10 protein-coding genes are annotated in these 13,142 nt (G+C 62.4%); 1 reads left to right on the top strand and 9 read right to left on the bottom strand.

What is annotated here, in order from left to right; genetic code table 11:
- Positions 1–15: 15 nt before the first annotated feature.
- The 5 genes from NKI64_RS12575 to NKI64_RS12595 all read right to left on the bottom strand — a co-directional run bounded on the left by NKI64_RS12575 (position 16) and on the right by NKI64_RS12595 (position 7,636).
- Complete coding sequence (locus NKI64_RS12575) at positions 16–1,683, bottom strand: ABC transporter ATP-binding protein (RefSeq protein ID WP_352668209.1); 1,668 nt, start codon at positions 1,681–1,683, stop codon at positions 16–18.
- A gap of 10 nt (positions 1,684–1,693) precedes the next feature.
- The gene (locus NKI64_RS12580) at positions 1,694–2,830 is read right to left on the bottom strand and encodes an ABC transporter permease (protein WP_023696252.1); all 1,137 of its coding nucleotides are present in this window, start codon (positions 2,828–2,830) and stop codon (positions 1,694–1,696) included.
- Positions 2,831–3,838 carry an ABC transporter permease gene (locus NKI64_RS12585; protein WP_352668212.1) on the bottom strand — a complete coding sequence of 336 codons (1,008 nt, stop codon included), beginning with the start codon at positions 3,836–3,838 and terminating at the stop codon, positions 2,831–2,833.
- Between the two features lie 97 nt (positions 3,839–3,935).
- Positions 3,936–6,071: an ABC transporter substrate-binding protein gene (locus NKI64_RS12590; RefSeq protein WP_023696254.1), complete on the bottom strand. Its 2,136-nt coding sequence runs from the start codon at positions 6,069–6,071 to the stop codon at positions 3,936–3,938.
- A 98-nt stretch (positions 6,072–6,169) separates the two neighbouring features.
- Positions 6,170–7,636 (bottom strand): alpha-glucosidase/alpha-galactosidase, encoded by a 1,467-nt coding sequence (locus NKI64_RS12595; RefSeq protein WP_023729456.1) that lies wholly within the window; start codon positions 7,634–7,636, stop codon positions 6,170–6,172.
- A 247-nt stretch (positions 7,637–7,883) separates the two neighbouring features.
- Here NKI64_RS12595 and NKI64_RS12600 point away from each other — a divergent pair, with 247 nt between their 5' ends.
- A complete protein-coding gene (locus NKI64_RS12600; protein ID WP_081725414.1) occupies positions 7,884–8,726 on the top strand; it encodes an AraC family ligand binding domain-containing protein in 843 nt (280 codons plus the stop codon).
- Between the two features lie 2 nt (positions 8,727–8,728).
- Here NKI64_RS12600 and NKI64_RS12605 read toward each other — a convergent pair whose 3' ends face one another.
- The 4 genes from NKI64_RS12605 to NKI64_RS12620 form a co-directional block, all read right to left on the bottom strand.
- Positions 8,729–9,796 (bottom strand): ABC transporter ATP-binding protein, encoded by a 1,068-nt coding sequence (locus NKI64_RS12605; RefSeq protein ID WP_023668129.1) that lies wholly within the window; start codon positions 9,794–9,796, stop codon positions 8,729–8,731.
- Between the two features lie 3 nt (positions 9,797–9,799).
- On the bottom strand, positions 9,800–10,648 hold the full coding sequence (locus NKI64_RS12610; RefSeq protein ID WP_023691354.1) for a carbohydrate ABC transporter permease: 849 nt from the start codon (positions 10,646–10,648) through the stop codon (positions 9,800–9,802).
- Positions 10,648–11,571 (bottom strand): carbohydrate ABC transporter permease, encoded by a 924-nt coding sequence (locus NKI64_RS12615; RefSeq protein WP_023685296.1) that lies wholly within the window; start codon positions 11,569–11,571, stop codon positions 10,648–10,650. The genes NKI64_RS12610 and NKI64_RS12615 overlap by 1 nt, the downstream gene beginning before the upstream one ends.
- 272 nt (positions 11,572–11,843) lie before the next feature.
- Positions 11,844–13,121, bottom strand: a complete 1,278-nt coding sequence (locus NKI64_RS12620; protein ID WP_023685297.1) for an ABC transporter substrate-binding protein — start codon at positions 13,119–13,121, stop codon at positions 11,844–11,846.
- Positions 13,122–13,142: the final 21 nt, after the last annotated feature.

A 13,142-nucleotide genomic window follows, 5' to 3' on the forward strand; every position in this document is an offset into this window, starting at 1 on the left:
ACCTCCGGCACTTTGCTACGCCACGTCGAAGGCGGCCCTGACGAGCCGTTCGGTGTAGGCGGTCTTGGGATGGGTGAGGACCTCGTCGACGGGTCCCTGTTCGACGATCTTGCCGTTCTGCATGACGATGACGCGATGGCAGAGCGCGCGCACCACCTTGAGGTCGTGCGAAATGAAGAGATAGCTAAGGCCGCGTTCGTCCTGCAGCTTGCGCAACAAGTCGATGATCTGCGCCTGCACCGAAAGGTCGAGCGCCGATGTCGGTTCATCGAGCAGGATGAATTCGGGCTCCAGCGCGATGGCTCGGGCAATGGCGATGCGCTGCCGCTGGCCGCCGGAAAATTCGTGCGGGAACCGCGACAGGATATCGCCGGGCATGCCGGCGCTGACCAGGGCGTCGCGAACCCGACCGACCCGCTCGCGCCGTGTCGCGCCGATCCTGTTGACGACCAGCCCTTCCTCGATGATCTGGCCGATCGTCATACGCGGGTTGAGCGACGAGAACGGATCCTGAAAAACGACCTGCATGCGCGAGCGCAGCGGCCGCATCTCGGCGCGCGACAGGCCGTGGATCGGCTGGCCGTCGAAGCTGACCTCGCCGCGCTTGGCCTCGGTGAGCTTGAGCAAGGCGAGACCGAAGGTGGTCTTGCCGGAGCCGGATTCGCCAACCAGCCCTAGTGTCTCGTGGCGGCAAAGCTTCAGGCCGAGATCGTCGACGGCGACCAGCTCGCGCCAGTCCGGCTTCAGGAAGCTGCCATGGCGCAGCATGAAGCAGACGCGCATGTCGCGGGCCTCGAGGATGGTGCCGCTGTTTTCCGGCAGCGGCTGCGGCTTGCCGTGCGGCTCTGAAGCGAGCAGCCGCTTCGTATAGGCATGCTGCGGGTCGGCGAACAGCCGCTCGGTGACGTTGTGCTCGCACATCTCGCCATGCTGCATGACATAGACATAGTCGGAGAATTTTCGCACCACGGTGAGGTCGTGGGTGATCAGGATGACCGCCATCCTGAGTTCTTTTTGCAGATTGCGGATCAAATTGAGGATCTGCGCCTGCACCGTGACGTCGAGTGCCGTCGTCGGCTCGTCGGCGATCAGCACATCGGGGTCGTTGGCGAGCGCCATGGCGATCATCACGCGCTGGCGCTGCCCGCCCGACATCTGGTGCGGATACTGCTTGATGCGCGCTTCCGGCTCGGGGATCTGGACATGCCGCAAAAGCTCGAGCGCCCGCGCCCAGGCTTGCTTGCGGCTGACCTTTCGATGCACCCTGATCGCCTCCACGATCTGGCTGCCGACCGTATAGATCGGGTTGAGCGAACTCATCGGCTCCTGGAAAATCATCGAGATGCGATTGCCGCGCAACTTGCGCCGGGCGCTCTCGGGGAATTTCAGTATGTCCTGCCCGCAATAGTCGATGGTGGATTTCGGCGACACGGTGGCCCGCTTTGACAAGAGCCCCATGACAGCGCGCGCCGTCACCGACTTGCCGGAACCGGACTCGCCGACGATGGCGATCGTCTCCCCGCGATAGAGCTGGAACGAGACATCCTTCACCGCGTCGACGACGCCGTGCTCGACCTTGAAGGCGACCTCGATGTTGCGGGCATCGATGATGGGTTGGTCGTGGCGGCCGGCATGGTCGAACCGGACGGCTGGTGCGAAGGTGGCTGCGAGCGCTACGGTCATCCCGGCCACCTCAATAGGGATCGACGGCATCGCGCAGGCCGTCGCCCAGCGCGTTGAAGGCAAAGACGGTGATCAGCACGAAGCCGACCGGCGACAGGATCCACGGATAGGTGCCGATGACCGAATAGGTAGCCGTGTCCTGCAGCATCAGCCCCCATGAGATCAGCGGCGGTTTCACGGCGAAGCCGAGGAAGCCGAGAAAGGCTTCGAGCAGTACCACCGTCGGGATCGCGATCGTCACGGCGACGATGACGTGGCTCATCACATTGGGAAAAATGTGCTGCATGATGATACGCATGTCGGTGGCGCCGACCGCCATGGCAGCGCGCACATAGTCGATCCGCGCCAGTGCCAGCGTCTTGCCGCGCACCTCGCGCGACATCTGCGCCCAGCCCAGCGCCGACATGACGATGATGACAAAGGCGAGGAAGACGTTGGTCGGCGCGGTCACCGGGATCAGCGTCGTCAGCGCAAGATAGAGCGGCAATTGCGGGAAGGCGAGCACCAACTCGACGAAGCGCTGCATCCAGACGTCGAAGCGGCCGCCGAAATAGCCCGAGACCATGCCGACCGTGGTGCCGATGACGGTGATGATGAACACCACCGTCAGCGCGATCATCAGCGAGACGCGCGAGCCCTGGATGGCGCGCGACAACACATCCCGGCCGAATTTGTCGGTGCCGAGAAAATGCACCGGCTGGCCGTCGGCCGAAGCGAAGAAATGCCGGTTGGCGGGGATCAGTCCAAGCAGCCGGTAGTCGGCGCCCTTGACGAAGAAGCCGAGCAGGCGCGGATGCTCGTAATCCGGCCCGACGACCGGCTGGAAGGTGACCGGGTCGAGGTCTGCAGAATCCGCCAGCGCATAGACCCGCGGCTGGAGCACGAAATTCCCGTCTCTGTCGTGAAAACTCATCACTTGCGGCGGGGCGAAAGCGACATCGGTCGCCTTGGGGTCCATCGGCGCGAAGAAATCGGCAAACAGCGCCATCAGCACCAGAAGCACGACCAGGATCAGCCCGGCCATGCCGGTCCAGGAGCGCCTCAGCCGGCGCCAGACCAGCGCCATATAGCTCTCATTGCCGCGTGGGGTCGCAATCGCGGTTGCTTCAGCCGGGGGCGGCGGCGGGGATGGGTCACGCGCCAGCATCTAGCTCTCCCTGAACTGGCGTACGCGCGGATCGAGCAGCGCGAGCAGCATGTCGGCGATGATGTTGCCGACGATCAGCGTTGCCGACAGCACCATCATGAAGGTCGCCGTGACATAAACGTCGCCGACCGCCATCGAGCCGACGAGGGCGGGACCGACCGTGGGCAGCGCAAAGATGATCGCCGTCTCGATCTCGCCGGTCAGCATGTAGGGCAGCACCACGCCCTGATACATGATGAGCGGGTGCAGTGCGTTGGGCACGGCATGGCGCATGACGACGGCGCTGCCGGTCAGGCCCTTGGCCTTGGCCGTCTCGACATATTGCGCGTTCAGCGTATCGAGCAGATTGCCGCGCATGACGCGCATATTGTAGGCGAGCCCGCCGAAGGTGGCGATCGCCACCACCGGCCAGACATGCTTGACGAGATCGGCGAATTTCGCCCACGACCACGGCGCGCCGCCATATTGCGGCGAGAAGAAGCTGCCGATCTCCGACACGTTGAACTGGAAGACCAGGAGATAGACGATGATCAGCGCCATCAGGAAGCGCGGCACGGTCATGCCGAGGAAGGAGATGGCCGACAGCGCCGAGTCGATCCATGTGTATTGCCTGGTCGCCGCCCAGATGCCGAAGGTGATGCCGAGCACCGACGCCAGCAGATGGCAGACCAGTGCCAGCAGCAGCGTGCGCGGCAGCCGCTCGCCGACCACGGCGGCGACCGGCTTGTTGTAATAGAGGCTGTAGCCGAAATCGCCGCGGGTGATGATGCCGGCGACCCAGTTCAGGTACTGGACGGGCAGCGGTTTATCGAGGCCGTGCTCGACCCTATAGGCCTGCGCCTGCGCGTCGGCTTCGGCAAAAGACGCCCCGCCCTGGTTGATAAGCTGCGAGCGGATATAGTCGGCATAGTCGCCCGGCGGCGCCTGGATGATGGCAAAGGTGACCAGGCTCAGGATGACCATGACCGGGACCGCCGATGCTATGCGCATGGCCAGGAATCGCAGCATCGGACCGTTTCTCCTCCTTTGATCTAATCTGTTGCCGCTGACCTTACTCCGTCCCGGCCGCGCGCAGCGCGGCCGGGCGTCAGCCAGGGGAGGAAACTCAGTTCGTCGGACCCTTGTCGCCGGGCTTGCCGGGAAGCTGGTCGGGAAAGAGTTCGTATTTCTGCTGCTTGTCGGCGGCGACGAAGACGCGTTCGCGCACGATCGAATCCTCGGCCCAGTTGAACATGAAGATCGGCGTTCCCTGCGGGATGTTGGAGAAGCGCTTGTTGATGATCAGGGCGCCGGGATATTCGGTCAGTCCGATATTGTAGACATGCTCCGTCGAGATCTTCTGGAACGTCTTCATCAGGCTGGCGCGCTCGTCATTGTCTGACGAGGAGACGAACTTGTTGACGATGTCGACAAGCTCCTTTTCGAACGGCATCAGGTCGACCACGCCGCTTTCGGGCGCGCGGTGATCCCAGCTGGTCTTGGGTCCGACGGGCGCGAGTTGCACGGTATTCTGCACGACGGAAGTCAGCTCCTGCTCGTTGCGCCTGATCAGCCAGTCGAAGCGGCCGGAATATTGCGAGGCATCACGCTGGGTGCCGTTGAGGCCGTTGAGCACGACCCTGATGCCAAGCTTTTCCATCTGGCCGACGACGCCTTCGGCGAGGCTCTTGTCAGTGCCGTAGTCATTGTTGACCAGCATCACGATCTCGACATTCTTGCCGCCGGCGGTCCCGGCCGGGAAGTTCACGAAGCCGTCGCCATCCGTATCCTTGAGACCAGCCTTGGCCAGTTCCGCCTTGGCGCCCTCGATGTCGAAGGGATAGTAGACGGTCGAGTTGCGGTCATAGAAGCTGGTGCCCGAGGAAAAGCCACCGGGGTAGATGGCGGTGAACGGCCCCTTGACCAGCGAGTCGCCGAGCGCCTTGCGGTCGAGCGCCATGGTGATGCCCTTGCGGAAGTCCTCATTGCGATTGAGCTCGCGGATCGCCTGGCCGCGTTCGTCGGGATTGCCCCAGCCATTGGCGGAAAAGTTCATGCGCAGATTGTAGCCGATCAGGCGCGGGCCAAAGGCGAGCCGGGCCGGCGCGTCCTTGTCCGCCGCTCGCTTCAGCGAAGCGACGAAATTCTCCGGCTGCTCGAGGTTGGAGAAGTCGGCGGCCCCTGCCACCGCCTGCACGTCGCGGTCGGCCCAGGTCGACAGCTTGTAATGCAGTTCGTTGAGATAGGGCAGCTGGTTGCCCTTCTCGTCGACCTTCCAGTAGTAGGGATTGCGGCGCAAGACGATGATGTCGTCAGGCCTATACTCCACCGGCACCCAGGCGCCCATCACCGGAATGTTCATATATTCCGGCGGGAACGCGTTCTTGAACTGCTCGTAGGTATTCTTCGAGTACTTCGGATGCTGCGGCTTGAGGATATGCGCTGGGCCGGGGCAGAAGGTGCCATAGGCCATGGCGTAGAGATACTGTTTGGGGAAAGCGTCCTTGAAGGTCCACTCGACGGTGTAATCGTCGACCTTCTTCAGCGTCGTGCCGACACCGAAGGTTTCCGCTGTGGCGCCGTTCAACGGCGAGACATTGGGGTCGACGACCTCATCGTCCCAGTAGAACATGACATCGTCGGCATTGAAGGCAACGCCGTCAGACCATTTGGCGCCTTCGACCAGGTGCATGGTCAGCGTGTGGCCATCCTTCGACCAGTCCCAGCTCCTGGCGAGGTTGGGCAGCGGCTCGGTGTCCTTGGCCTCGACCTGGAACAAAGGCGCGGTGCGCGTCAGGCATTCCGAAAGGCCGATGTCGATGCCGCCCCATCCTTGGGTCTGGCCGGCGCCATAATTCCAGCCTTCCGGCCGGCCGCCAATGACGTGGCGCATGGTGTCGCCATAAACGCCGATGCCGTCCGGCATGTTGCCGGTCTTGAACACCAGCGGCTCCTTCGGCAGGCGATCCTTGACCGGCGGCAGCTTGCCAGTCTTGACGTATTTCTCGGTGACCCACTCGGGCTCGTGATATTCGGGCAGCGCCTTGAACTCCAGGATGGAATCGCGGGCGACGTATTTGATCTTGCCCTCGGCGGGAAACGCCGCCGGCGCCGGCGGCGTGGTCGGCTCGGACGCGTATGCACTGCCAAGCGCCGATGCCGAGACGCTCAGCGCCAGCCCGGCGAGGATGCCAATTCTTCGCCCGGCGAGAATGCCAATTCTTCGCCCGGCGAGAATGCCAATTCCACGAAAGTTCCTCATTGTGTTCCTCCCAGATGTTTCGACGTCTGCTGCTGCCCGCATCTATTCATGACGGCTGATTGGCGAACCGGCCTCCCGCTGTCCGCCTGCCAGCATTCTCAGCCGGCCTGTTTCAGAGCCGTTTTTTCGGCGCGCAGTTCCTCGATCGAGCGCACTTTGCGCCGCGCCGCACCCGCCCAGTCGCGGGTTTTCACCATCGATTTCGAAAGCCGCTCCTTGGCGGCCGGCACGGCATCGGCGTATTGCGGCAGCCAACGCGCCTGGGCGACGACCATCTCGTCGACCATCTGCCAGACCTCTTCCGGCGTCGACACCGCACCCACCAGCGGATCGTGCAGCACCGCGAGCTTGAGCAGGTCAATGTCGCCCGTAACAGCCGCATGCACCGACATGCGCTGAACGTTGATCGAAGCCATGCAGGTGGCCGCGCAGGCTTCCGGCAGCGTGATGCCTGACGCCATGTTGATGCCGAAGCGATCGACGAAACCGGGTGATTCGATGATCGCGTCCTGCGGCAGATTGGTGATGATGCCGGTGTTCTTGACGTTGAAGTGGCCGCGATAGACGCGGTTCGTCTCCAGCGCTTCGAGAATATGGCTGGCATGCTCGTTCGAGCGCTTCGAGACGTCGAGCGGCTTCGACGCCGCTTCGAGGAATTGCGGATATTCCGTCTCGAACCAGTTGCGGGTTTCCGTGGAGTAGCGAAGATAGCCGCCGGTCTCGCCATGGATCCAGTCGGACATGTCGATCCAGCGGGTGATTTCGTCCGGCCGCTTGCGATACCAGGGCAGATATTCGGAGAGATGACCGTTGCTTTCGGTGGAGTAGACGCCGAAGCGCTTCAGCACGTCGATGCGCAGCTTTTCCTGCTGCGAATAGACCGGATGCGCCTCGAAGGCAGCCACCAGTTCGTCCTTGCCGATCTTGCGGCCGTTGAGCCGCAAATCGATGAACCAGGTCTGGTGGTTGATACCGGAGCAGACATAATCGAGTTCGCTGTGCGACTTGGCGCCGAGCACTTCGGCGATCTGTTCGGCGCCGTGCTGGACACCGTGGCAGAGGCCGACCGTATCGACCTTGCCATATTCGATCGCCGCCCAGGTGTTCATCGCCATCGGGTTGGCATAGTTGAGGAATTTGGCGCCTGGCTCGGCGACCTCCAATATATCCTCGCAGAAGTCGAGGATGACCGGGATGTTGCGCTGGCCGTAGAGGATGCCCCCGGCGCAAATCGTGTCACCGACGCACTGGTCGATGCCGTATTTCAAGGGAATGCGGATATCGTCGGCATAGGCTTCGAGCCCGCCCACCCGCACGCAGCTGATGACGTAGCGCGCGCCTTCCAGCGCCTTGCGGCGGTCGGTCGTCGCCGTCACCCTGGTCGGCAGCTTGTTGGCCTCGACGATGCGGTCGAGGATCGCCTTGATCATTTGCAGATTGTGTTCGCTGAGATCGGTCAGCGCGAATTCGATGTCGCTGAATTCCGGGACGCACAAAATATCGGTGAACAGTTTCTTGGTGAAGCCGACGCTGCCGGCGCCGATAATAGCGATTTTGAAACTCATCACCTCACCTCGATGCATTCGAAATGCCGGGTAAGGAGCAACAGGAAAGGGAATGGCGGCTCGCCTCGGCGCGCATGCCATTCGAGCCGGAATTCCGGCTCGTTCTCCTCCCCGCCCGCTCCTCGACCGCGGGTCTTTCGCGTTCTCAGGATTTGGATTATGCCGTTATTCCAGGGCGCGGCCAGAGAACGATTATGCTTTCGAGGGTAATTTTGTGCTGCATGATCTGATCGCCAACGGACAGTTGATGCGCACCATCTCGCTGCCGCGCGGCCGCCAGCGCCTGCATGCCATGCCAACCAGCACCGGCTATGAAGTACGCGAGGGCGTGACCTATGACTGGGATGGGCGCAAGCGCGGCCAGACACCGTTCACCGTGCTGCAGCACACGATCAGCGGCACCGGCCAGCTGCGCTACGAGAACCGCAACTACCGCCTGCAGGCCAACGACACGCTGCTGGTGCTGGTGCCACACAACCATCGCTACTGGCTGGAGAAGGGCGACCGCTGGGAATATTTCTGGATCTCGATGAATGGCGAGGAGGCGCTGCGCGTCCACAAATCCATACTCAGCGTCTCCGGCCCGGTGTTTCGGCTGCAGCCGGAGACGATCGATCATCTCGCCGATTGCAGCCTGCGCCTGATCAAGGGCGGCGCTTCGCCTGGCGCTGCTTCGGCAATCGCCTATGAGGCGGCGATGGCGCTTTACGACGATGTCTTCGGCTCGCACGCCTTCACTGAGAAACAGAGCGTCATGCAGCCGGTCATCGATCATATCAACGCCAATCTCGACAAGCCGTTGCCCGTGGCCGAGCTCGTCCAGATCAGCGGCCTCAGCCGCGCCCATTTCTCGCGCTGCTTCGCCGAGAGCGAAGGCGTTCCGCCGGCCGAGTTCGTGCTGCAGCAGCGGCTGCAGCGGGCGGCGAAGCTGCTAACCAAAGCCGATTTCCTGCCGGTCAAGGAGGTCGCCATCCTGTGCGGCTTCGAGGACGCCAACTATTTCTCGAAAGTCTTCCGCCGGCTCTACGGCATCAACCCGACGCAGTTCCGTACCACCGGCATGTATGCCAGCCTGGGCAGCCTTCGATAGGATTACCCGATGCGGTTGCCGCTTGCGGGATCGAACAGATGCAGCGCCGCCGGATCGGCAGACAGCCGCACCGTATCGCGCGGTCGGATAGTGCTGCGTCCCATGACGAAGACACAAACCAGCTGGTTGGCGAGCCGGACATAGAACTGCGTCGACAGGCCGAGCGGCTCGACCACCTCGACTTCTGCCTTGAGCGGACCATCGTCGGCAAGCTGGATGTGCTCCGGCCGTAGCCCGACGGTGAGCACATCGCCATCCTTCGATGGCAAGCCATCAGGCAATCTCAGCTTCTGGCCGTCGGCCAGCACCGCATCCACCTTTCCGCCCTTGGCGACTGTCGCCGGAAAGAAATTCATGCCGGGCGAGCCGATGAAGCCGGCCACAAAAGTGTTGATCGGCCGATCGTAGAGTTCGAGCGGATGGCCGACCTGCTGGACGTAACCGTCATGCATGACGACGATGCGGTCGGCCATAGTCATGGCTTCGATCTGGTCGTGGGTGACATAGACCGATGTGGTCTTGAGCTGCTGGTGCAGCGCCTTGATCTCGGCGCGCATATGGACGCGCAATTTGGCGTCGAGATTGCTGAGCGGTTCGTCGAACAGGAACACTTTGGGATCGCGCACGATGGCGCGGCCCATGGCGACGCGCTGGCGCTGGCCGCCGGACAGTTGCCTGGGCAGACGTCCGAGGAAACTGTCGAGGCCGAGGCGCTTGGCCGCCGCCCCTACCCTGCCGTCGATCGTCGTCTTCTCCGCCTTCTTCAAAAGCAGGCTGAAGCCCATGTTCGACGACACGTCCATGTGCGGATAGAGCGCGTAGGACTGGAAAACCATGGCAATATCGCGGTCCTTCGGCGCGACATCGTTGACCAGCCGATCGCCGATATGGATCTCGCCGCCCGACACTTCCTCCAGCCCGGCAATCATGCGCAAAAGGGTCGACTTGCCGCAGCCGGACGGGCCGACCAGAACGACGAACTCGCCATCGGCGATTTCGAGGTCGACGCCGTGCAGGATGCGCAGCGAACCGTAGTCCTTCTCGACGTTTTGCAGCGTGACGGAAGCCATCGATTATCCTTTGACCGCGCCGGCGGTGAGGCCGGTGACGAGATAGCGTTGCAGGAAGGCGAAGAAGATGCAGACCGGGATCAGCGCCAGGATCGACGCCGCCATCATCTGCCCCCAGTCCACGGCGAACTTGCCGATATAGGTGAGCAGGCCGACGGCAAAGGTCTTCTGGTCGTCGCTGGAGATCAGCATCAGCGCGAACAGCAATTCGCTCCAGGCGGCGGTGAAGACGAAGCCGAGCGTGGCGCCCATGCCGGGCAAGGTCAGCGGCACGATCACCTTGCGCATCGCCTGCGCCCGGGTGCAGCCGTCGATCATCGCCGCTTCCTCCAGATCCTTCGGAATGCCGTCGAAGAAGGACTGCATCAGAAAGGTGGCGAAGGCGGTGTTGAAGGCGGTGTAGATGATGATCAGACCAACCAGACTGTTGGTCAGGCCAAGCTCGCCCATGACGCGGTAGATCGGCGGAATGACCATCACCAGCGGGAAGGTTTGCGTCAGCAAAAGCATGATCGCCAGCGTTGCCTTGCCGCGAAAGGTGAAGCGCGACATGGCGTAGCCGGCGAGCGTGGCGATGACTGTCACCAGGGCCGCCGTCGACACCGAGACGATAACGCTGTTGAGGAAATAGCGGGGGAAGTCAGAGGCTTCCAGGACAGTGATGAAGTTGCGGAAGGTCGTCTGCGACGGCCACAGCGTGATGCCCTCGGAATAGAGCAGCCGCTCCGGCGTCACCGAAATCTTCAGCGTCCAGAAGATCGGGAACAGGGCGAAGATCATATAGGCGGCAATCGCCGCGTAGAGGCCGACGCCGCTGAAGATGCGCGAGGAGGTAGAGCGTCCGGCAATCATCAGACGTGCCTCACCAGCAACCGGCGGATGGCGATCAGCGCGATCGCATAGGCGATGAGCAGTACCAGTAGCAGCACCGCCACCGCGGAGGCATAGCCCTTGTCCAGCGACTTGAAGGCGCTGACATAGATGTAGACCGGCACCGTGCTGGTCGAGCCGGCCGGCCCGCCCTCGGTCATGACGAAGATCAGATCGGCGAAGGTCGCGATCCAGATCGTACGCAGCATGACGGTGATGACGATGGTCGGCGCCAGGAACGGCAGCGTCACCTTGGTGAAGCGCTGCCAAGGCGAAGCGCCGTCGATTGCGGCCGCCTCATGCAGTTCCGACGGGATCGACTTCAGCGCCGCCAGCAGCGTGATGGCGAAGAACGGAATGCCGAACCAGATGTTGGCGATGATCGGCCCCCACATGGCGGTGGCCGGATCGGACAGCACATTGGTCGGCTCGGCCTTCAGCCCGAGCGTGAAAAGCCAATGCGGCAGTGGTCCGATGATCGGATTGAACAACCACGCCCAGGTCAGGCCCGACAGGAAAGATGGCACCGCCCAGGGCAGGAACACCACCGCCTGCACGAACTTGCGCCCGACAAACGGTTTGTCGAGCAGCAACGCCAGACCCAGGCCGAGGAAGAACTGGAAGAACAGGCTGGCGACGGTCCACCACAGCGTGTTGACCAGCGCCTGCCCCAGCACCTGGTCGGTCAGCATCGCCTGGTACTGGCCTAGACCGACATATTCGGATTTGAAGGCGGAGAACTTCCGGAACGAATAGCTGATGCCGATGATCAGCGGCACCAGCAGCACCACGACCAGCAGAACGATTGCCGGCGAAAGATAAAGCCAGGGCTCGATGGCCGCATGCGTCAGCCGCTTCTTTCGCGGCCGGCCTGCGGATCGTATTTCGGACACGGCGTAGGTCATTGGGTGCTAAATCGTCTCCTGGAGGAGCGCCGGGATTGGCGACAAGCGTCCTACCCGCTCACGAGGAAGATGCCGGTCCACCCTCCGTAGCTGCAGCGCAGCTGCTGCGGAGGACGGGCAGGCAGATGAGGGGCGGCGCCAACCTTGGGGTGCTCGCGCTGCCCCTCATCCGGGCCTGTCTGTGCATGTCGTTGTCCCAAAACCGCTACGCACTTTTGGGCGACATGCATTCGGGCCACCTTCTCCCCGTAAACGGGGAGAAGGTGGAAGAACTACTTCTTGTTCTTGGCCAGCCAGTCCTGCTGTTCCTTGGTCAGGAACGCGGCCCATTGATCGGCAACGTCCTTGGCCGACTTCTGGCCGAGCAGCACTTCCTGGAAATTCTTGATCGCCACCTGGTCGACGAAATTGCCGAGGTTCTCCAGATGTGTCGGCGGCGTCACCATTTCATATTTGGAAGTGTCGCTGAGTTCGGTGAACCAGCCTTTGAACTGCTCGGTCTTGAAGTGGGCATCCTGGTCGGCGCCATTGTGGATCGGCACGACGCCGACTTCCTTGGCCCATTCGAGATTGTCCTTGGGCGACAACAGCGTCGCCATCAGCTTCCAGGCATCGTCCTTGTGCTGCGAATTGGCGAACATCGCCCAGCCGGCATAGCCCAGCGTCGGATAGGATTTGCCGCTTGGCCCCACAGGCAGCGGCGCCACGGCAAAATCGTCGGCACTCATCTTGTCGGCAATGCCGATCAGCGCATCCGGATCCTGGTTGAGCATGGCGCAGGTGCCGGAATAGAAGCCGGTGACGGTCTCGTTAAAGCCCCAGCTCACCGCATCCTTGGGCGCCAGCCCGTCCTTGTACATGTCGGCCAGCATCTGCAGGCCCTTGACCGAGCCCTCCTCGTTGATGGTCGAGGTGCCGTCCTCGTTGAAGTAGCCGCCCTTGCCGGCGGCGATGTTCATGAACATGTGCATGCCGTTGAAGGCGCCCGGCCCACCACGCAGGCAATAGCCGTACTTGCCTGGAATGGCGGAGATCTTCTTGGAGTCGGCGATGAAGTCGTCGAGTGTCGCCGGCGGGCCGTCGAGACCGGCCTCCTTGAACAGCTTCTTGTTCCAGAACAGCGCATTCACATAGTAGCCGTACGGGATCATGAACTGGGTGTTGTTGACGGTCGAGCCGAACTGCTTGGCGCGGTCGCCGAGCGTTTTGGCATCATCCCATTTGGCCATGTAGGGACCGAGATCCTCGAGCTGGCCGTTGGTGGCGTAGAGGCCCATCCAGCGCTCCGGCATCTCGACGATGTCGGGCGTATCGCCGGCCTGCACCATGGTGAGGAATTTCTCGAACGCCTGGCCCCAGGGCAGCGAGACCACCTCGACCTTGACGCCGGCATTGGCGGCCTCGAACTCGGCGATCTGCTTCTTCAGGAATTCGGTGCGCTGCGGGCTGGTGATGACCTCGACCAGCTTGAGGGTGGTGTCGGCCAATGCGCCGCTGGCGGACATCGCCAGGCCGGCAGCGGTGGCAAGCATGATGCTCAGTCGTTTCATGTTCAGAACTCCCATTTTGAA

This window comes from Mesorhizobium sp. M0478 (genome assembly GCF_040321305.1).
GTDB lineage: Bacteria > Pseudomonadota > Alphaproteobacteria > Rhizobiales > Rhizobiaceae > Mesorhizobium.

Coding starts and splice junctions, on each gene's coding strand:
- NKI64_RS12575 (WP_352668209.1), bottom strand. CDS start 1,683: ATGACCGTAGCGCTCGCAGCCACCTTCGCACCAGCCGTCCGGTTCGAC.
- NKI64_RS12580 (WP_023696252.1), bottom strand. CDS start 2,830: ATGCTGGCGCGTGACCCATCCCCGCCGCCGCCCCCGGCTGAAGCAACC.
- NKI64_RS12585 (WP_352668212.1), bottom strand. CDS start 3,838: ATGCTGCGATTCCTGGCCATGCGCATAGCATCGGCGGTCCCGGTCATG.
- NKI64_RS12590 (WP_023696254.1), bottom strand. CDS start 6,071: ATGAGGAACTTTCGTGGAATTGGCATTCTCGCCGGGCGAAGAATTGGC.
- NKI64_RS12595 (WP_023729456.1), bottom strand. CDS start 7,636: ATGAGTTTCAAAATCGCTATTATCGGCGCCGGCAGCGTCGGCTTCACC.
- NKI64_RS12600 (WP_081725414.1), top strand. CDS start 7,884: ATGCGCACCATCTCGCTGCCGCGCGGCCGCCAGCGCCTGCATGCCATG.
- NKI64_RS12605 (WP_023668129.1), bottom strand. CDS start 9,796: ATGGCTTCCGTCACGCTGCAAAACGTCGAGAAGGACTACGGTTCGCTG.
- NKI64_RS12610 (WP_023691354.1), bottom strand. CDS start 10,648: ATGATTGCCGGACGCTCTACCTCCTCGCGCATCTTCAGCGGCGTCGGC.
- NKI64_RS12615 (WP_023685296.1), bottom strand. CDS start 11,571: ATGACCTACGCCGTGTCCGAAATACGATCCGCAGGCCGGCCGCGAAAG.
- NKI64_RS12620 (WP_023685297.1), bottom strand. CDS start 13,121: ATGAAACGACTGAGCATCATGCTTGCCACCGCTGCCGGCCTGGCGATG.